Genomic DNA, 18733 nt, shown 5'->3' with positions numbered 1-18733 from the left:
GCGAGGCCCGGGGCGCGGAGCCCTGGTCACGGGAAGGGGCGGGTCGGGGAACACCCCACCCGCCCCACCCCTGTCACAGCGTCGACCGCAGCCACTGCTCCACGCTCGCCACGTGCACCGTCGCCCACGCCCGCGCGGCCTCCGCGTCCCGGTCCCGCAGCGCCGACACGATCGCCCGGTGCTCGTGGAGCGTCCGGGTGACCGCGTCCTCCTGCGTCAGCCCGCGCCAGATCCGCGCCCGGGTCGTCGGCCCCGACAGCCCGTCGAGCAGCGAGCAGAGCACCGAGTTCCCGGACGACTGAACGATTCCGCGGTGGAACTCCAGATCACTGGCGACCAGCTCCTCCACCGAGGGCTGTGCCCCCAGCGCGTCCAACTGCGAGCTGAGCACGTCCAGTTGGGCCTCGCTGATCCGGGTGGCGGCCATCGCCGTCGCGGCGGGCTCCAGGATCCTGCGGACCGCGAGGAACTCCAGCACCGTGTCGTCGCGGTGGAAGTCCACCACGAAGCTCAGCGCCTCCAGGAGCAGCTGCGGATCGAGGCTGGTCACGTACGTGCCGTCGCCCTGGCGCACATCGAGGATGCGGATCAGTGAAAGGGCCCGCACCGCCTCGCGGAGCGAGTTGCGGGAGAGGCCGAGCTCCGCCGCGAGTTCGCTCTCCTTGGGGAGCCGGTCGCCGGGGCGCAGCGCACCCGAGACGATCATTCCCTTGATCTTCTCGATCGCCTCGTCGGTGACAGCCATGACGGTCCTCCTGGATCCGGACTGGAATCAGACATCCGATGTATCTATTCATTATGCGGGTCGGACGAGCCGGATGAGCCAGGTCTGCCGCAGGCCGTCCCGGGTGCGGGCACAGCGGACGTCCGCCGGGTCACTCCCAGAGCGCGGACGGCGCCTCCCGGCGTACCACCGGAGCGATCTCCTCGGCGAACCGCTGGAGCGTCTCGGTCTGCTCGTCCCGGCTCTGCCCGAAGCCGTCCACGCTCACCGACTGGAGGTCGTGCCCGTACACTTCGTGCCAGCCGAGGATCTTGTCGATGATCTGCTGCGGGCTGCCGATGAGCTGCGGCCCGTCCGCGACGGCCTCCTCGATCGTCCGGAACGGGGTGTTGTAGCCGGCCCGTCCCGCCAGGTGCGGCCGGAAGGACTGCGCCACCTTCGCCTCGTACAGCTCCTTGTACCGCTCCACGGCCTGCTGCGAACCGTCGGCGATCAGCAGCCCGCCCGACCCCGCCGCCACATGCGCGCGGGCCGGATCGTGGCCGTACGCCTCGAAGCGCTCCCGGTAGTGGTCGATCAGCCGGGCGTACGCCGCGCGGGGCTGGACGGCGTTGGCGGTGAACAGCGGATCGCCGTGACGGGCCGCCAGTTCGGGGGAGTCGATGCTGGTCGCCGAGCCGTGCCAGACGCGCGGCGGCCCCGCGTACGGGCGCGGCAGGGTCGTCGTGTTCTTCAGCGCGGGCCGGAACTCGCCCTCCCAGTCCACGCCCTCCTCGCTCCAGAGCCGCCGCAGCAGCTCGTACTTCTCCCGCTGGAGGTCCCACTGCCGCTCCTCGTCGAGCCCGAAGAGGTCGAAGTGACCGGCCTCCGCGCCCTTTCCGACGACGAGCTCGATGCGGCCCCGGGAGATCTGGTCGAGGGTCGCGAAGTCCTCGGCCACCCGGACCGGATCGAGGATGGCGACGACCGTGACACCGGTCAGCAGCCGGATGGCGGAGGTACGGGCCGCCAGCGCGCCGAGCACCACGCTCGGACTGGACGAGAGGAAGGGCCCGGCGTGCCGTTCGCCGATCGCGTACGCGTCGAAACCCAGCCGTTCCGCGACGACGCCGGTCTCGATCACTTCCTCGAACCGCTCGGCGGGGGAGGGGAGCCGGTGGTCGAGCGGGTGCGGGGCGTGGCCGATGAGGGAGAGCACGGAAAACTTCATGGCTCAACTGTCCTCGCGCCGTATTGCACCCGTATGGCGGCCGTATGGCGCGTTCACCGGACCCGGGGAGCCCCGGTCCGGTGAACGCGCCTCGTCGTACGCCGGTACCCGTCAGCCCCGGTCGCCGAGCATCGACTCGACGCCGGCCCGGATCTCGTCCGTCGCCAGGCCCCGGATCGTCAGGGTGGTCCGGCGGCGCAGCACGTCGTCCGCCGTCTCGGCCCACTCGTGGTCCCGGGCGTAGGCGACCTGAGCCCAGATCTCCGGCGCGTCCGGGTGGATGCGCTCGGCCAGCGCCGGGTTCTCGTTCGCCATCCGGGCGATGTCGAAGGAGAGCGAGCCGTAGTGGGTGGCGAGGTGGCGGGCGGTGTCGGCCGCCATCCGCGGGCCGGGCGTGCCGCCGTCCACCAGCAGCCGGTGCGCCACCGCGTTCGGGTTGGCGATGCCGGGCAGCGGGAGCTTCTTCGGCAGGTGCGCGATCGGCTCCATGTCCTCGGCGAGCGGGTGCCCGGGGAGCGCGGCCAGCTTGTTCATCACCGTACGGCCGATGTGGCGGAACGTCGTCCACTTGCCGCCCGCGACCGACAGCATCCCGCCGCGGCCCTCGGTCACGACCGTCTCGCGCTTGGCCTTGGAGGTGTCGCCGGGACCGCCGGGCAGCACCCGCAGACCGGCGAAGGAGTAGGTGATCAGGTCGCGCGACAGCTGCTGGTCCCGGATGGAGAACGCCGCCTCGTCGAGGATCTGCGCGGTGTCCTTCTCGTTGACCGCGACGTCCGCCGGATCGCCCTCGTACTCCTCGTCCGTCGTGCCCAGGAGCAGCATGTCCTCCCACGGCAGGGCGAAGGTGATGCGGTACTTGTCGATCGGGGTGGCGAGCGCCGCCTTCCAGGGGCGGGTGCGCTTCAGCACGAGGTGCGCGCCCTTGGACAGACGTATGGAAGGCGCCGCGTTCGGGTCCTCCATCTTCCGCAGGTGGTCGACCCACGGTCCGGTGGCGTTCAGCACGAGCCGGGCGTCGACGCCGAACTCCGTGCCGTCCGTACGGTCCTCCAGGTCGGCGCCCGTCACCCGGCCCCTGGTGAACCGCAGACCGGTCACGGCGGCGTGGTTCAGGACGACCGCGCCCGCGTCGACGGCCGCACGGACCGTCATCAGTGCCATCCGGGCGTCGTTCATCTGGTCGTCGCCGTAGACCGCGACGGCCTTGAGATTGTCCGTACGCAGCTCGGGCACATCGCGCCGCGCCTTCGCCGGGCTGATCACATGGCCGACGCCGTCACCGAACGCGGAGAGCGCCGAGTACGCGAACACACCCGCGCCCAGCTTGGCCGCGCCGTGCGGCCCGCCCTTGTAGACGGGCAGGTAGAAGGTGAGGGGGTTGGCGAGGTGCGGGGCCACCTGACGGGACACCGCACGTCGCTCGAAGTGGTTCTCCGCGACCAGCTTCACCGCGCCGGTCTGCAGGTAGCGCAGGCCGCCGTGGAGCAGCTTGGAGGAGGCGGAGGAGGTGGCGCCGGCGAAGTCGCCGGCGTCCACCAGGGCCACCCGCAGCCCGGACTGTGCGGCGTGCCAGGCGGTGGAGATGCCCAGGATGCCGCCACCGATCACCAGGAGGTCGTACGTCGCCTTGGAGAGCTGCTCCCGAGTCTCGGCGCGGCTCGGAAGGGAGCCGGAGGCCGGGTGCGTCCCGAGGGCCGGGACGCTCTGCAGGGTGGTCATGTCGATTACTCCTCGTCTTCGATCCAGCCCATGGTCCGTTCCACGGCCTTGAGCCAGCTCTTGTACTCCAGGTCGCGGGTGTCCGCGTCCATGCGGGGGGTCCACTCGGCGGCCCGGCGCCAGTTGGCGCGCAGCGCGTCGGTGTCCGGCCAGAAGCCGACGGCGAGACCGGCGGCGTAGGCGGCGCCGAGGCAGGTCGTCTCGGCGACCATCGGCCGCACCACGGGTGCGTCCAGGAAGTCGGCGAGCGTCTGCATCAGCAGGTTGTTGGAGGTCATGCCGCCGTCGACCTTGAGGGCGGTCAGCTCGACCCCCGAGTCCTTGGTCATGGCGTCGGTGATCTCGCGGGTCTGCCAGGCGGTGGCCTCCAGGACGGCACGGGCGATGTGCGCCTTGGTGACGTACCGGGTCAGACCGGCGATGACGCCGCGGGCGTCGGAGCGCCAGTACGGGGCGAACAGGCCGGAGAACGCGGGCACGAAGTACGCGCCGCCGTTGTCCTCGACCGACAGGGCCAGGGTCTCGATCTCGGCCGCCGACTTGATCAGGCCCATCTGGTCGCGCATCCACTGCACCAGCGAACCGGTGACGGCGATGGAGCCCTCCAGGGCGTAGACCGGCTTCTGGTCGCCGATCCGGTACCCGACGGTCGTCAGCAGTCCGTTGTACGAGTTGACGGGCGTCTCACCGGTGTTCATCAGCATGAAGGTGCCGGTGCCGTACGTGGACTTGGCCTCGCCCTCGGAGAAGCAGGTCTGGCCGAAGAGGGCCGCCTGCTGGTCACCGAGCGCGGACGCCACGGGGACCCCGTCGAGCACGCCGCCCTTGGCGGTTCCGTACACCTCGGCGGAGGAACGGATCTCGGGAAGCACCGCGGCCGGGATCTCCATCGAGTGGAGGATCCGCTCGTCCCACTGCATCTCGTGCAGGTTCATCAGGAGCGTGCGCGAGGCGTTGGTGACGTCGGTGACATGGACGCCGCCGTCGGTGCCGCCGGTCAGGTTCCAGATGACCCAGGAGTCCATGGTGCCGAAGAGGATGTCGCCGCGCTCGGCGCGCTCGCGCAGCCCCTCGACGTTGTCGAGCAGCCAGCGGACCTTGGGACCGGCGAAGTACGAGGCGAGCGGCAGACCGGTCTCGCGGCGGAAGCGGTCCTGGCCGACGTTGCGGCCGAGCTCCTTGCAGAGCGCGTCCGTCCTGGTGTCCTGCCAGACGAGGGCGTTGTGGACGGGCTCACCGGTGTTCTTGTCCCAGAGCAGTGTGGTCTCGCGCTGGTTGGTGATGCCGATCGCCTTCACGTCGGCGGCGGTGATGCCGGCCTTGACGATGGCGCCGGCCACGACCTCCTGGACGTTCTCCCAGATCTCGGTCGCGTTGTGCTCGACCCAGCCCGGCTTCGGGAAGATCTGTTCGTGCTCCTTCTGGTCGACGGAGACGATCCGGCCGTCCTTGTCGAAGACGATGCAGCGGCTGGAGGTGGTGCCCTGGTCGATGGCCGCGATGAACGGGCCGGTGGTGTGTGCGTCGGTCACGGTGTGCTCCCGGAGGTCTGTGTGGTCGTGAGGGTTACGGCTCTGGGCGCCGCGGCTCAGGCGAAGGCGACGTTGTAGAGCCCGCCCGCGATCGCGCCGCCGATGAGCGGTCCGGCGACCGGGATCCACGCGTAGCCCCAGTCGGAACCGCCCTTGTTCGGCAACGGCAGCAGCGCGTGCACGATACGCGGGCCGAGGTCGCGGACCGGGTTGATCGCGTAGCCCGTCGGGCCGCCGAGCGAGAGACCGATGCCGACGACCACCAGAGCGGTGACCAGCGCGCCGAGCGTGCCCAGACCGTTGCCCTCGTTGTTGAGACCCTGGGTGAGGATCGCCAGGACGAGCACGACGGTGGCGATGATCTCGGTGACCAGGTTCTGCACGGCGTGGCGGATCTCGGGACCGGTGGAGAAGACGCCCAGCACCGGGCCGGCCTTCGGGGCGGAGTCCTTGTCGACCAGGCCCTCGTCACCCGAGTGGGCGGCCAGGATCTCCGGATCGGTGAGATGCGCCCGGAACTGCCCGTAGTACGTCAGCCAGACCAGCACCGCGCCGATCATCGCGCCGAACAGCTGGGAGCCGAGGTAGAGCGGTACGTCGCTCCACTTGGTGCCGCCCTCGATCGCAAGGCCGATCGTGACCGCCGGATTGAGATGCGCGCCCGAAACGCCGCCGGCCAGATACGCGCCGGTCAGCACGGCGAAACCCCACCCGAAGGTGATGGCCAGCCAGCCGGCGTTCTGCGCCTTGGAGCGCTTGAGAGTGACGGCGGCACAGACACCGCCGCCGAGCAGGATGAGAACGGCGGTACCTATGGTCTCGCCGATGAAGATGTCGGAGCTGGACACCCGCGACTCCTTTGTCCTTCGTCCAGGGAAGCCGAACCCCGGGTCCCTCCGGTGGTCCGCGCCCTCGTGTGAGGGCGTTTTCCGGCCCTTGACGCTGTCACACCCTAACGCTTGTTTCCGTTTGGTGTTCGACAATGCCGACCGATGAACGGCAATGCTTCCCCCAGGTGAATCAGGCGTCAAGGGTTGTGTGGCCTATAACTCGATCGTTACCGGCACCGGTCCGCCGCGGCGGTCAGAACCGTCCGGCGCCCAGGTCCCTGGAGACCGCCCGGGCGCAGTCGCGCACCGCGGCGATCAGCTCCGGGCGCAGCTCCCCGTCCGCGCAGACCCGCTCCACCGCTCCGGTCACGGCCACCGCGCCGACCGGCATCCGCCGTCGGTCGTGGATCGGGGCGGCCACCGCGGCCACGCCCTCCCAGGTCTCCTCCACGTCGGCCGCCCAGCCGCGCGCCCGGATCAGGTCGAGCATCGTCTCGAACTCCTCCGCGTCGGTGACGGTGCGCGGGGTGAAGGACTGCCGCTCGGCCTCCAGGGCCTCGGTGTGCGCCACCGGGTCGTACGCCGAGAGCACCTTGCCCAGGGCCGTGGAGTGCAGCGGCTGCATGGCCCCGACCTCCAGGACCTGCCGGCTGTCGTCGGGGCGGAAGACGTGGTGGACGATGAGGACGCCCTGCTGGTGCAGCACGCCGAGATGCGTGCTCTCGCCGCTGGAGCGGGCCAGGTCGTCCGTCCAGACCAGCGCCCGGGCCCGCAGCTCGTGGACGTCCAGATAGCTGTTGCCCAGGCGGAGCAGCTCGGCGCCCAGCTGGTAGCGGCCGGACGCGGCGTCCTGCTCGACGAAACCCTCGTGCTGGAGCGTGCGCAGGATGCCGTGCGCGGTGCCCTTGGCCAGGCCCAGTGAAGAGGCGATGTCGGACAGCCCCAGCCGCCGCTCGCCGCCTGCCAGCAGACGCAGCATCGCCGCCGCCCGCTCCAGCGACTGGATGTTCTTGGCCATCGCGCCGTACTCCTCCACCTCGGTTCGACAATGCTGAACACTATCGGTCGATGCCGACCCTTGCTCGATCGCGCGGCAAAACCGCGACACCGCTGCGAACCGGACATCCCCCCGCACAGCATGCAGTCCGTTCCGTGGGACGGAGTGACGGCCCCGGGCGTCGCCCGGCTAGGCTGGCCTGGTGCGCCTTCCACCGAAGACGCAAAGCCGACAGCCGTCGCATCCCAGGGAGTACATCCATGGCCTCGTCGCCGACCCCTTCCGCCGACAGCCGGAACCGAGCCGAAGCCCTCCGCGAGGCACTCGCCACCCGGGTGGTGGTGGCCGACGGTGCCATGGGCACCATGCTCCAGGCACAGGACCCGAGCCTCGAGGACTTCCAGGACCTCGAAGGCTGCAACGAGATCCTGAACGTCACCCGCCCCGACATCGTGCGCTCGGTCCACGAGGAGTACTTCGCCGTCGGCGTGGACTGCGTCGAGACGAACACCTTCGGCGCCAACCTGGCGGCCCTGGGCGAGTACGACATTCCCGAGCGGGTCTTCGAGCTCTCCGAGTCCGGCGCGCGCATCGCCCGCGAGGTCGCCGACGAGTTCACCGCCTCCACCGGACAGCAGCGCTGGGTGCTCGGCTCGATGGGCCCGGGTACGAAGCTGCCGACGCTGGGCCACGCCCCGTACACCAAGCTCCGCGACGCCTACCAGCAGAACGCCGAGGGCCTGATCGCCGGCGGCGCCGACGCCCTCCTGGTCGAGACCACCCAGGACCTGCTCCAGACCAAGGCCTCCGTCATCGGCGCCCGCCGCGCCCTGGAGGCCACCGGGGCCAACCTCCCGGTGATCTGCTCCGTCACCGTCGAGACGACCGGCACCATGCTGCTCGGCTCCGAGATCGGCGCGGCGCTCACCGCCCTGGAGCCCCTCGGCATCGACCTCATCGGCCTGAACTGCGCCACCGGCCCCGCCGAGATGAGCGAGCACCTGCGCTACCTCGCCCGGCACTCCCGCATCCCGCTCTCCTGCATGCCCAACGCCGGCCTCCCCGTGCTCGGCAAGGACGGCGCGCACTACCCGCTGTCCCCGGCCGAGCTCGCCGACGCCCAGGAGACCTTCGTCCAGGAGTACGGCCTCTCGCTGGTCGGCGGCTGCTGCGGTACGACCCCGGAGCACCTGCGTCAGGTCGTCGAGCGGGTGCGCGGCGCGGCCGTCACCCCCCGTACCCCGCGCCCCGAGCCGGGTGCCGCCTCCCTCTACCAGACCGTCCCGTTCCGTCAGGACACCTCGTACCTCGCGATCGGCGAGCGCACGAACGCCAACGGGTCGAAGAAGTTCCGCGAGGCCATGCTCGAAGCCCGCTGGGACGACTGCGTGGAGATGGCCCGCGACCAGATCCGCGAGGGCGCGCACATGCTCGACCTCTGCGTCGACTACGTGGGCCGCGACGGCGTGGCGGACATGGAGGAGCTGGCCGGCCGCTTCGCCACCGCGTCCACCCTCCCCATCGTGCTGGACTCCACGGAGCTGCCCGTACTGCGGGCCGGTCTGGAGAAGCTGGGCGGCCGTGCCGTCCTGAACTCGGTCAACTACGAGGACGGCGACGGTCCCGAGTCCCGGTTCGCCAAGGTCACCGCGCTGGCCGTGGAGCACGGCGCCGCGCTGATCGCGCTGACCATCGACGAGGAGGGCCAGGCCCGTACCGTCGAGCACAAGGTCGCCGTCGCCGAGCGGCTGATCGCGGACCTGACCGGCAACTGGGGCATCCAGGAGTCGGACATCCTCATCGACACCCTGACCTTCACCATCTGCACCGGCCAGGAGGAGTCCCGGGGTGACGGCATCGCCACCATCGAGGCGATCCGCGAGCTGAAGAAGCGCCACCCCGACGTGCAGACCACGCTGGGCCTGTCCAACATCTCCTTCGGTCTCAACCCGGCCGCCCGTGTCGTGCTGAACTCCGTCTTCCTCGACGAGTGCGTCAAGGCCGGCCTCGACTCCGCGATCGTGCACGCCTCCAAGATCCTGCCGATCGCCCGCCTGGAGGAGGAGCAGGTCAAGGTCGCCCTCGACCTGATCCACGACCGCCGCGCCGAGGGCTACGACCCGCTCCAGAAGCTCATGGAGCTCTTCGAGGGCGTCAGCACGAAGTCCATGAAGGCGGGCAAGGCCGAGGAGCTCCTCGCGCTGCCGCTGGAGGAACGACTCCAGCGCCGCATCATCGACGGTGAGAAGAACGGCCTGGAGAACGACCTCGACGAGGCACTGCGGACCCGTCCGGCCCTCGACATCGTCAACGACACCCTCCTGGAGGGCATGAAGGTCGTCGGCGAGCTCTTCGGCTCCGGCCAGATGCAGCTGCCCTTCGTCCTCCAGTCCGCCGAGGTCATGAAGACCGCGGTGGCGTACCTCGAACCGCACATGGAGAAGTCCGACGCCGAGGGCAAGGGCACCATCGTCCTGGCCACGGTCCGCGGCGACGTCCACGACATCGGCAAGAACCTCGTCGACATCATCCTGTCCAACAACGGCTACAACGTCGTCAACCTCGGCATCAAACAGCCCGTCTCCGCGATCCTGGAGGCCGCCGAGGAGCACCGGGCCGACGTCATCGGGATGTCCGGTCTCCTGGTCAAGTCCACCGTGATCATGAAGGAGAACCTGGAGGAGCTGAACCAGCGCAAGCTGGCCGCCGACTTCCCCGTCATCCTCGGCGGTGCCGCCCTCACCCGGGCCTACGTCGAGCAGGACCTCCACGAGATCTACGAGGGCGAGGTCCGCTACGCCCGCGACGCGTTCGAGGGGCTGCGCCTGATGGACGCGCTGATCGCGGTCAAGCGCGGTGTCCCGGGTGCGGTCCTGCCCGAGCTGAAGCAGCGCCGGGTGCCCAAGCGGGACACCGCCCTCCTGGAGGTCGACGAGCCCCAGGAGGGTGTCCGCTCCGACGTCGCCGTCGACAACCCGGTCCCCGAGCCGCCCTTCTGGGGCACCCGGGTCGTCAAGGGCATCCAGCTCAAGGAGTACGCGTTCTGGCTCGACGAGGGCGCCCTCTTCAAGGGCCAGTGGGGGCTGAAGCAGGCCCGCGCCGGCGACGGACCGACGTACGAGGAGCTGGTGGAGACCGAGGGCCGCCCGCACCTGCGCGGCTGGCTCGACAAGCTCCAGACCGAGAACCTCCTGGAAGCCGCCGTCGTCTACGGCTACTTCCCGTGCGTGTCCAAGGGCGACGACCTGATCCTGCTCCACGAGGACGGCTCCGAGCGGACCCGCTTCACCTTCCCGCGCCAGCGCCGCGGCCGCCGTCTCTGCCTCGCGGACTTCTTCCGCCCCGAGGAGTCCGGCGAGAAGGACGTGATCGGTCTCCAGGTCGTCACCGTCGGTTCGAAGATCGGCGGCGAGACCGCGAAGCTCTTCGAGGCCAACTCCTACCGCGATTACCTGGAGCTGCACGGCCTGTCCGTGCAGCTGGCCGAGGCCCTCGCCGAGTACTGGCACGCCCGGGTCCGCTCGGAGCTGGGATTCGGCGGCGAGGACCCGGCCGATGTCGAGGACATGTTCGCGCTGAAGTACCGGGGGGCGCGTTTCTCCCTCGGCTACGGCGCCTGCCCCGACCTGGAGGACCGGGCGAAGATCGCCGAGCTGCTCCAGCCGGAGCGGATCGGGGTGCACCTCTCGGAGGAATTCCAGCTGCACCCGGAGCAGTCCACCGACGCGATCGTCATCCATCACCCCGAGGCGAAGTACTTCAACGCGCGGTAAGACGCCGTTCAACGCGTGGTAGCAGGACAAGTCGTACACTTGTCGGTCCAGTGCAGGCCGGTCGCCCCTTCCCACGGGAAATGGCGGCCGGCCTTCTCGTCCCTTACGGAAGGTGTGCCGGATGACCAGCACGGTCCCCGCGTCCTTGACCCGCACGGCCGAAGGCGCCGCGCTCCAGGCCGTCCTCCTCGACATGGACGGAACCCTCGTCGATACCGAGGGCTTCTGGTGGGACGCCGAGGTGGAGGTCTTCGCCGAGCTCGGTCACCGGCTCGACGAGGCATGGCGGGACGTGGTGGTCGGCGGGCCGATGACCCGCAGCGCGGGCTACCTGATGGATGTCACCGGTGCGGACATCACCCTCGACGAGCTGACCGTCCTGCTCAACGACCGCTTCGAGAAGCGCATCGGCCGCGGTGTACCGCTGATGCCGGGCGCCGCGCGGCTGCTGGCCGAGCTGGCCAGGCACGAGATTCCCACGGCCCTGGTCTCCGCCTCGCACCGGCGGATCATCGACCGGGTGCTGGACTCGGTGGGCCGTCACCACTTCGCCCTCACCGTCGCGGGCGACGAGGTCACCCGCACGAAGCCGCACCCGGAGCCCTACCTCACCGCCGCCTCCGGCTTCGGTGCGGACCCCGAGTGGTGCGCGGTGATCGAGGACACCGCGACCGGTGTCGCGGCCGCGGAGGCGGCGGGCTGCCGGGTGGTCGCCGTACCGTCCGTCGCTCCCATCGCCCCCGCGTCCGGCCGGGTGGTCGTGCGTTCGCTCGAAGAAGTCGATCTCGCTTTTCTCCGGCACCTGGTCACGGGAAAGCGGTGATCCGGGTACCGAGAGTGCTTCTGTGAATAAACGGAAAAGCTCCCGGTGGCGGATGGTGCATTTTCTGTCGCGTGAACGTGTGGGCGAGTCGGGTGAGAAGTAAAGGATTCGAACAGGCTGTTGCGTGAGCTTTCTCACCCGAATGTGCCCCGGATTGCTTTCGAGATCACCCGACGTGTCCGTTCTGGGGTGCCGGTACGTCCCGGTTCATATGGATATTGGTGAATCCCATTCGATGCAGGAAAACGGCTCGCCGCTAATTCCCATCACCATTCGATTACACACCGGAACTTCTCCGGTCCGGCATTGCCGCCGACGCCCACTAATGTCGCTCTCCCCACGCCCGGATGAGGGAGAGCGTTCAGGATGAACCGTAAGACTCTGGTGCTGCCGGCCGTCGTCGGCCTGCTCGCACCCGTACTCGCCGCCTGCGGCGCGTCGGGTGACGGGAGCGATGGCGGGGCCGCCATCGTTGTCGGCACCACGGACCAGTTCGTCGCCTCGAAGGACAACCCCGCGCCGCTCGATCCCGCCATCGGCTACGAAGCCGGTGTGTGGAACGTGCTCCGGCAGACCGTGCAGACCCTGGTGCACGTACCGCGCGGCGGCGGCGCGCCGGTTCCCGAGGCCGCGGAGAGCTGCACCTTCACGGACACGCAGAACGAGAGCTACCGCTGCAAGCTGCGCGGCGGTCTGAAGTTCTCCGACGGCAGGGCGGTCACCGCCGACGACGTGAAGTACTCCATCGACCGGGTCATCCGCATCCATGCCCCCAACGGGCCCGTCGCCCTGCTCGACAACATCGACACGGTCGAGACACAGGGCGAGCGGGAGATCATCTTCCATCTGCGCGCGCCGGATGCCACGTTCCCGTACAAGCTCGCCACCCCGGTCGCCGGGATCGTGCCGCGGAGCCGGTACGCGGCGAAGTCCGCGCGTACCGGATTCCAGGTGGACGGCTCCGGCCCCTACACCATGAAGCCGGAGGTCGAGCACCACCGGATCGTCAAGGTGGTCTTCACCAGGAACCCTCACTACAAGGGGGATCTGAAGGTGCGGAACGAGAGGGTCGAGCTGGACGTCTTCCCCGACCCGAAGGCCATGGGCAAGGCCCTCGACAGCCGGAAGATCGACATGATGACCCGCACCATGTCGCCCGAGCAGTCCCAGCGGATGCTCGAACAGCCCGAGGACGGCATCAAGCTCACCGAGATGCCCGGCCTCGCCATCCATTTCCTGGGCTTCAACACCAACGACCCGGCCGTCGGGAACAAGGCCGTCCGCCAGGCCATGGCCCAGATCATCGACCGCGGTGAAATCGCGAGCAAGGTGTACGGCACCACGGCCGAGCCGCTGTACTCACTGATCCCGTCCGGCATCCCCGCGCACGCCAACTCGTTCTACAACAAGTACGGCGAACCCAGCGGCAAGAAGGCCGCGGCGATCCTGAACGCCGCGGGCGTCGACACCCCGGTGAAGGTCACGTTCCACTACCCGACCGACCGTGTCGGAGCCGGCACCGCCGCCGAGTTCGAGACCCTCAAGGAACAGCTCGACGACACCGGGCTGTTCGACGTCTCCGTCCAGGGAACCCCCTGGGCCGAGTACCGCCCGGCACAGCTACGCGGCGACTACGCCGTCTACGGCATGGGCTGGTTCCCCGACTTCCCGGACCCGGACAACTTCATGGCGCCGTTCCTCGACCGGAACAACTTCCTCAACTCGCCCTACACGTCGGCCCCGGCGCAGAAGACGCTCATCCCGCAGTCCCGCCGCGAGACCGATCGCAGCGCCGCGGCCAAGACCTTCCAGCGGCTCCAGGACATCGTCGCCACGGACGTGCCCGTACTGCCGATCTGGCAGGGCAAGCAGTACGCCGCCTCGCGCGACGGCCTCACCGGCGTCGAATGGGCGGTCAACTCCTCCGCCGACCTCCAGCTGTGGGAGCTGGCGAAGAACGCCCGCTGAGCCCGGGCGGCACCCGGGTACGGGCGGGAGGAGATCCCGCCCGTACCGAGCCGGGTCACTGGGCGCCGGGGCGCACCAGGCCGCTCTCGTACGCGTACACGGCGGCCTGCACGCGGTCGCGCAGCCCGAGCTTGGTCAGCACATGGCCGACATGCGTCTTGACCGTGGTCTCGCTGACGAAGAGATCCGCGGCGATCTCCGCGTTCGACAGACCGCGTGCCACCAGCTTCAGCACCTCGACCTCGCGGTCGGTCAGCGTGTGCAGGGTGTCGGGCACCGGATCCTCGCCCGACGGCAGATGGTCCGCGTACTTGTCGAGCAGCCTGCGGGTGATGCTCGGCGCGAGCATCGCCTCGCCCGCCGCGACCACCCGGATGGCCTGCACCAGCTCATTGGCCGGAGCATCCTTCAGCAGGAAGCCGCTGGCGCCGGCGCGCAGGGCCTCCACCACGTACTCGTCGAGGTCGAACGTGGTCAGCACCAGCACCTTCGCGGGGCCGTCGCGGCCCGGCCCGGTGATCTGGCGCGTCGCCTCGACGCCGTCCATCCGCGGCATGCGGATGTCCATCAGCACCACATCGGGCTGCAGCGCCCGCACCTGGTCGAGAGCCTGGAGACCGTCACCGGCCTCGCCCACCACCGCCAGATCGCCCTCCGCCTCCAGAATCATCCGGAAGCCGGTGCGCAGCAGCGGTTGGTCGTCGACCAGTAGGACGCGGATAGCCACAGGGTCTCCTTCACGGTCCTTCGGGGGCCACGGGCCGGCCGGCCTCGACACGGACCGGATCCATTCTGCCCTGCACATCCTGCACCGGCTCCGCCGGGCGGACCGTCAACGGATACACCGGGGGAGTACCACCGAATTCGGGACAGACCGACTGGTGGTCGCACCAGCCGCAGAGCTTCGTCGGACGGGGCCGCCACTCGCCCGTCTCCGTGGCCAGCCGGATCGCGTCCCACAGCGCCAGCAGCTTGCGCTCGACCCGCTCCAGGTCCGCCACCACCGGGTCGTAGGTCAGGATGTCCCCGCTGCCGAGGTAGACCAGCTGGAGCCGGCGCGGCACCACACCCTTCAGCCGCATGATCACCAGGGCGTAGAACTTCATCTGGAAGAGCGCGCCCTCCGCGTACTCCGGGCGCGGCGCCTTTCCCGTCTTGTAGTCGACGATCCGGACCTCGCCCGTCGGCGCCACGTCGATCCGGTCGATCACTCCGCGCAGACGCAGCCCCGACTCCAGCTCCGTCTCGACGAAGAGCTCCCGCTCGGCGGGTTCGAGACGCGTCGGATCCTCCAGCGAGAACCACCGCTCCACCAGGCCCGCCGCCTCCGAGAGCCAGCGCGCGAGCCGCTCACCCCCGGCATCCTCGGCGAACAGCTCCGACAGCTCCGGCTTCGACTCCAGCAGCCGGTCCCACTGGGCGGGGACCAGCGCCGTGGCCCGGCCCGCCGTGCGCTCCACCGCGGGGTTGTCGAAGAGCCGCTCCAGCACCGCATGCACCAGCGTGCCCCGGGTAGCCGCCTCGCTGGGCTTCTCCGGCAGTCTGTCGATGACCCGGAAGCGGTACAGCAGCGGACACTGCATGAAATCGCTCGCCCGCGACGGCGACAGGGACGAAGGCGGCTGAGCGGGCCGCGGCAGGGAGGTCATGTCGAAGACCCTACGGCCCGCCACCGACAGCGGGCGGCATACCATCGACCACACAGCCTCGAACACTGCATGATCGTGCCGTACGGCACCGACCGAAGGGACCCCGTGGACGAGAGCGGCGACAGCGGGCGGCCGCAGCCCGGCGCAGGGGAAACGCCCCCCGGCACCGGCCCCGGCAAGGGTGAACCGCAGCGCCCCGAAGAGCCCGGAGGCGGCCTTCTCATGGGCCGTCCCTTCGGTGTGCCGGTGTACGTCGCGCCCAGCTGGTTCCTGGTGGCCGCGCTGATCACCTGGGTCTTCGGCGGCCAGCTCAACCAAGTGCTGCCCGAGCTCGGCACGGCGCGCTATCTGGTCTCCCTCTTCTTCGCGATCGCCTTCTACGCCTCCGTGCTCGTCCACGAACTCGCCCACACCGTCGTGGCGCTGCGCTACAAGCTGCCGGTGCGCCGCATCCAGCTCCAGTTCTTCGGCGGCGTCTCCGAGATCGAGAAGGAGTCCGAGACCCCGGGCCGCGAATTCATGCTCGCCTTCGTGGGGCCGCTGCTCTCCCTGGTGCTCGCGGGCGTGTTCTACGTCGGGATGAAGTTCGTCGCCCCCGGCACCGTGCCCGGTGTGCTGCTCGCCGGACTGATGATCTCCAACCTGCTGGTGGCCGCCTTCAACCTCCTGCCCGGCCTCCCGCTGGACGGCGGACGGATGCTCCGCGCCGTCGTCTGGAAGATCACCGGGCGGCCGATGAGCGGCACCGTCGCCGCCGCCTGGGTCGGCCGCGCCCTCGCCGTCATCACCCTGATCGGCCTGCCCCTGCTCACCCACACCGGGACCTTCGGCAACGACCCCGGCGAGCTCAGCGGCATGGACACCATCACCGACGCGCTGCTCGCCGCCATCCTCGCCGCGATCATCTGGACCGGAGCGGGCAACAGCCTGCGCATGGCCCGCCTGCGCGAACACCTCCCCGAGCTGCGCGCCCGCACCCTCACCCGGCGCGCCGTCCCGGTGGAGTCCGCCACCCCGCTCTCCGAGGCCCTGCGCAGGGCCAACGAGGCGGGCGCCCGCGCCCTCGTCGTCGTCGACGGGCACGGCGAGCCCAAGGGCATCGTCCGGGAGACGGCCATCGTCGGCGTGCCGGAGCACCGCCGCCCCTGGGTGGCCGTCGGCGGCCTCGCCCAGGACCTCACCGAAGGCATGAAGGTCTCCGCCGAGCTGTCCGGCGAGGCGCTCCTGGACCGGCTCAAGGCCAGCCCGGCCACCGAGTACCTCGTCCTGGAGGAGACCGGCGAGATCTACGGCGTCCTCTCCACCGCCGACGTCGAACGCGCGTTCGTCGCGGCTCTGGCCAGGCCGGCCGCCTGACCGCCGGGGCCGGCCCGGGGCTCGCGGTCGGCGCCCCGGGAATCACCGGTACGCTGGTCACATGTCTGAACCGACCGGTGCCGCCCGCCGACGCGGGCCCTTCAAGGTCGGGGACCAGGTCCAGCTCACCGATCCCAAGGGACGCCACTACACCTTCACGCTCGAAGCCGGAAAGAACTTCCACACCCACAAGGGTTCTTTCCCGCACGACGAGCTGATCGGTGCTCCCGAGGGCAGTGTTGTCCGGACCACGGGAAACGTCGCCTATCTCGCGCTGCGCCCGCTGCTCCCCGACTACGTCCTGTCCATGCCCCGCGGCGCCGCCGTGGTCTACCCCAAGGACGCGGGGCAGATCCTGGCCTTCGCCGACATCTTCCCCGGCGCCCGCGTCGTGGAGGCCGGTGTCGGCTCCGGCTCGCTCTCCACCTTCCTGCTGCGCGCCATCGGCGACCAGGGCATGCTGCACTCCTACGAGCGCCGCGAGGACTTCGCCGAGATCGCCCAGCAGAACGTGGAACGCTACTTCGGCGAGCCGCACCCGGCCTGGCAGCTCACCGTCGGCGACCTCCAGGACAACCTCTCGGACACCGACGTCGACCGCGTCATCCTGGACATGCTCGCCCCCTGGGAGTGCCTGGAGGCCGTCTCCAAGGCCCTGGTGCCCGGCGGCATCCTCTGCGCGTACGTCGCGACCACCACCCAGCTCGCCCGGACCGTCGAGTCCATCCGCGAGATCGGCTGCTTCGCCGAGCCGCAGCCCTGGGAATCGATGATCCGCAACTGGCACGTCGAGGGTCTGGCCGTCCGCCCGGATCACCGCATGATCGGCCACACCGGCTTCCTCGTCACCGCCCGCCGCCTGGCCGACGGTGTGGAACCCCCGCTGCGCCGCCGCCGCCCCGCCAAGGGCGCCTACGGCGAGGACTACGACGGCCCCGGCAGCCAGAGCGGCTCCTCCCGCAGCTGACCCGCGCAACGCACCGGCGCCGCCGCGGAGTTCCCGGACCGACCCGGGAACTCCGCGGCGGCGCCCTTTCGTTGCCGGTACGAGGACACCGTCCCCACCGGCCGGGCCGTCCGTTCCCACCCCACCGTTCCGCAGTTCCGTGAGGTGTGGCACGATGCTGGCCACCCCGCGCCACCGCAGCGGCCCCACCGGCGCCGCCGCCCATCCCGGCATCCTCGGACCACAGGAACCACAGGAGACATCCCGCGTGCAGACCTCCGAGCTCCCGGACCTCGCGCACACCGACACCAAGCCGCTGCACTGGCTCGCCACCGCGACCGCCATGGCCGCGGTCGTCGCGGCCGCCGGCCTGCTCCAGCCGGACCCCGCGGCCTCGGCCTCCGCCCCCCGCCGCGCCGCGGCGCAGCACGGCACCACGACCGCCGCCGCCCCCGACCCGGCACGGGCGGACTTCCCCCTGGAGTGCGGCGGATTCGGGACCACCGTGGCCAAGCAGGCCACCGGCGACCTGGACGGCGACGACCGCCCCGAGACCGTCGCGGTGGTCCACTGCGCGGCCGGCTCGGGTTCCCCGCCCAGCGGCGTCTACGTCCTCACACACGGAAGCGGGGCCGCACCGCGGGTCGTGGCGACCCTGGTGGACCCCGCCCAGCAGATGAGCATCAGCGATTTCGCGGTGCGTGACGGAACTGTTTCGGCCACTCTGCTCGGCTACTCCTCGGACACCGTGGCGCGGTGCTGCCCCGACCAGCAGGAGCAGGTCACCTGGCAGTGGAGGGGCGGCGCATTCGTCCGCGCGACCCAGGCCGCCCCGCGCAGCGCCTGAGCGGTCACCGGGCGTGAGCGGAGGCCCGCGACCGCCGGATCAGGCGGCCTCGGGCCCATACACCTCGACGCTGTCCGCAACACGGCGCACATGGATGCAGTCGCCCGGGCACTCCTTGGCCGAATCGACGACGTCCTGGAGCAGCGGCAGCGGAACGGGCGTGGTCGCGCCCTTGTCCTGCAGGAGCTCGTCGTCCGCGCTCTTCACGTACGCCAGGCCGTCGATGTCCAGCTCGAACACCTCGGGCGCGTACTGGACGCAGATGCCGTCCCCCGTGCAGAGGTCCTGGTCGATCCAGACCTCCAGCTCCTGTGCGTCGTCACCGATGGGAGCGTCCTGCTGCACGGTCATTTCTC

15 protein-coding genes are annotated in these 18733 nt (G+C 70.2%); 6 read left to right on the top strand and 9 right to left on the bottom strand.

Features of this window, described 5'->3' with window-relative positions:
- Window positions 1–73: 73 nt before the first annotated feature.
- From AB0D53_RS09600 to AB0D53_RS09575, 6 genes are all read right to left on the bottom strand, one after another.
- The gene (locus AB0D53_RS09600) at window positions 74–745 is read right to left on the bottom strand and encodes a FadR/GntR family transcriptional regulator (protein WP_351086597.1); all 672 of its coding nucleotides are present in this window, start codon (window positions 743–745) and stop codon (window positions 74–76) included.
- Between the two features lie 130 nt (window positions 746–875).
- Window positions 876–1934, bottom strand: coding sequence for an LLM class flavin-dependent oxidoreductase (locus AB0D53_RS09595; RefSeq protein WP_362442530.1), 1059 nt, complete (start codon window positions 1932–1934; stop codon window positions 876–878).
- A 111-nt stretch (window positions 1935–2045) separates the two neighbouring features.
- Window positions 2046–3656, bottom strand: a complete 1611-nt coding sequence (locus AB0D53_RS09590) for a glycerol-3-phosphate dehydrogenase/oxidase (RefSeq protein ID WP_362442527.1) — start codon at window positions 3654–3656, stop codon at window positions 2046–2048.
- A 5-nt stretch (window positions 3657–3661) separates the two neighbouring features.
- Window positions 3662–5188: a glycerol kinase GlpK gene (gene glpK, locus AB0D53_RS09585; protein WP_329817885.1), complete on the bottom strand. Its 1527-nt coding sequence runs from the start codon at window positions 5186–5188 to the stop codon at window positions 3662–3664.
- Between the two features lie 56 nt (window positions 5189–5244).
- Window positions 5245–6036: an MIP/aquaporin family protein gene (locus AB0D53_RS09580; protein ID WP_362442522.1), complete on the bottom strand. Its 792-nt coding sequence runs from the start codon at window positions 6034–6036 to the stop codon at window positions 5245–5247.
- A gap of 235 nt (window positions 6037–6271) precedes the next feature.
- Window positions 6272–7036, bottom strand: a complete 765-nt coding sequence (locus AB0D53_RS09575; protein ID WP_362442519.1) for an IclR family transcriptional regulator — start codon at window positions 7034–7036, stop codon at window positions 6272–6274.
- Between the two features lie 239 nt (window positions 7037–7275).
- Between AB0D53_RS09575 and metH the strand changes: the two genes are divergently transcribed.
- The 3 genes from metH (at window position 7276) to AB0D53_RS09560 (ending at window position 13579) form a co-directional block, all read left to right on the top strand.
- Window positions 7276–10788 (top strand): methionine synthase, encoded by a 3513-nt coding sequence (gene metH / locus AB0D53_RS09570; protein ID WP_362442516.1) that lies wholly within the window; start codon window positions 7276–7278, stop codon window positions 10786–10788.
- A gap of 121 nt (window positions 10789–10909) precedes the next feature.
- Window positions 10910–11611 carry an HAD family phosphatase gene (locus AB0D53_RS09565; RefSeq protein ID WP_329817881.1) on the top strand — a complete coding sequence of 234 codons (702 nt, stop codon included), beginning with the start codon at window positions 10910–10912 and terminating at the stop codon, window positions 11609–11611.
- 366 nt (window positions 11612–11977) lie between these two features.
- The gene (locus AB0D53_RS09560; RefSeq protein WP_362442512.1) at window positions 11978–13579 is read left to right on the top strand and encodes an ABC transporter substrate-binding protein; all 1602 of its coding nucleotides are present in this window, start codon (window positions 11978–11980) and stop codon (window positions 13577–13579) included.
- A 55-nt stretch (window positions 13580–13634) separates the two neighbouring features.
- Here AB0D53_RS09560 and AB0D53_RS09555 read toward each other — a convergent pair whose 3' ends face one another.
- Window positions 13635–14306, bottom strand: a complete 672-nt coding sequence (locus AB0D53_RS09555; protein ID WP_148833656.1) for a response regulator transcription factor — start codon at window positions 14304–14306, stop codon at window positions 13635–13637.
- Window positions 14307–14316: 10 nt separating this feature from the next.
- On the bottom strand, window positions 14317–15162 hold the full coding sequence (locus AB0D53_RS09550) for a PD-(D/E)XK nuclease family protein (protein WP_362442973.1): 846 nt from the start codon (window positions 15160–15162) through the stop codon (window positions 14317–14319).
- A 171-nt stretch (window positions 15163–15333) separates the two neighbouring features.
- Between AB0D53_RS09550 and AB0D53_RS09545 the strand changes: the two genes are divergently transcribed.
- The 3 genes from AB0D53_RS09545 (at window position 15334) to AB0D53_RS09535 (ending at window position 18377) form a co-directional block, all read left to right on the top strand.
- Window positions 15334–16584, top strand: coding sequence for a site-2 protease family protein (locus tag AB0D53_RS09545; RefSeq protein ID WP_362442970.1), 1251 nt, complete (start codon window positions 15334–15336; stop codon window positions 16582–16584).
- 61 nt (window positions 16585–16645) lie between these two features.
- Window positions 16646–17551, top strand: a complete 906-nt coding sequence (locus tag AB0D53_RS09540; protein ID WP_329817879.1) for a tRNA (adenine-N1)-methyltransferase — start codon at window positions 16646–16648, stop codon at window positions 17549–17551.
- 247 nt (window positions 17552–17798) lie between these two features.
- A complete protein-coding gene (locus tag AB0D53_RS09535) occupies window positions 17799–18377 on the top strand; it encodes a hypothetical protein (protein WP_362442967.1) in 579 nt (192 codons plus the stop codon).
- 39 nt (window positions 18378–18416) lie between these two features.
- Here AB0D53_RS09535 and AB0D53_RS09530 read toward each other — a convergent pair whose 3' ends face one another.
- On the bottom strand, window positions 18417–18728 hold the full coding sequence (locus tag AB0D53_RS09530; protein ID WP_362442508.1) for a ferredoxin: 312 nt from the start codon (window positions 18726–18728) through the stop codon (window positions 18417–18419).
- Between the last annotated feature and the right edge of the window lie 5 nt (window positions 18729–18733).

The sequence above is a fragment of the Streptomyces sp. NPDC048295 genome, from assembly GCF_040652135.1.
GTDB lineage: Bacteria > Actinomycetota > Actinomycetes > Streptomycetales > Streptomycetaceae > Streptomyces.
Note: the sequence above shows the minus strand (reverse complement) of the source record. Positions and strands in the feature narration are given on the sequence as shown.

Bases quoted from the DNA above. Each gene is read 5' to 3' on its own strand.
- AB0D53_RS09600 (WP_351086597.1), bottom strand. From the start codon at position 745: ATGGCTGTCACCGACGAGGCGATCGAGAAGATCAAGGGAATGATCGTC.
- AB0D53_RS09595 (WP_362442530.1), bottom strand. From the start codon at position 1,934: ATGAAGTTTTCCGTGCTCTCCCTCATCGGCCACGCCCCGCACCCGCTC.
- AB0D53_RS09590 (WP_362442527.1), bottom strand. From the start codon at position 3,656: ATGACCACCCTGCAGAGCGTCCCGGCCCTCGGGACGCACCCGGCCTCC.
- AB0D53_RS09575 (WP_362442519.1), bottom strand. From the start codon at position 7,036: ATGGCCAAGAACATCCAGTCGCTGGAGCGGGCGGCGGCGATGCTGCGT.
- metH (WP_362442516.1), top strand. From the start codon at position 7,276: ATGGCCTCGTCGCCGACCCCTTCCGCCGACAGCCGGAACCGAGCCGAA.
- AB0D53_RS09565 (WP_329817881.1), top strand. From the start codon at position 10,910: ATGACCAGCACGGTCCCCGCGTCCTTGACCCGCACGGCCGAAGGCGCC.
- AB0D53_RS09560 (WP_362442512.1), top strand. From the start codon at position 11,978: ATGAACCGTAAGACTCTGGTGCTGCCGGCCGTCGTCGGCCTGCTCGCA.
- AB0D53_RS09550 (WP_362442973.1), bottom strand. From the start codon at position 15,162: ATGCAGTGTCCGCTGCTGTACCGCTTCCGGGTCATCGACAGACTGCCG.
- AB0D53_RS09540 (WP_329817879.1), top strand. From the start codon at position 16,646: ATGTCTGAACCGACCGGTGCCGCCCGCCGACGCGGGCCCTTCAAGGTC.
- AB0D53_RS09530 (WP_362442508.1), bottom strand. From the start codon at position 18,728: ATGACCGTGCAGCAGGACGCTCCCATCGGTGACGACGCACAGGAGCTG.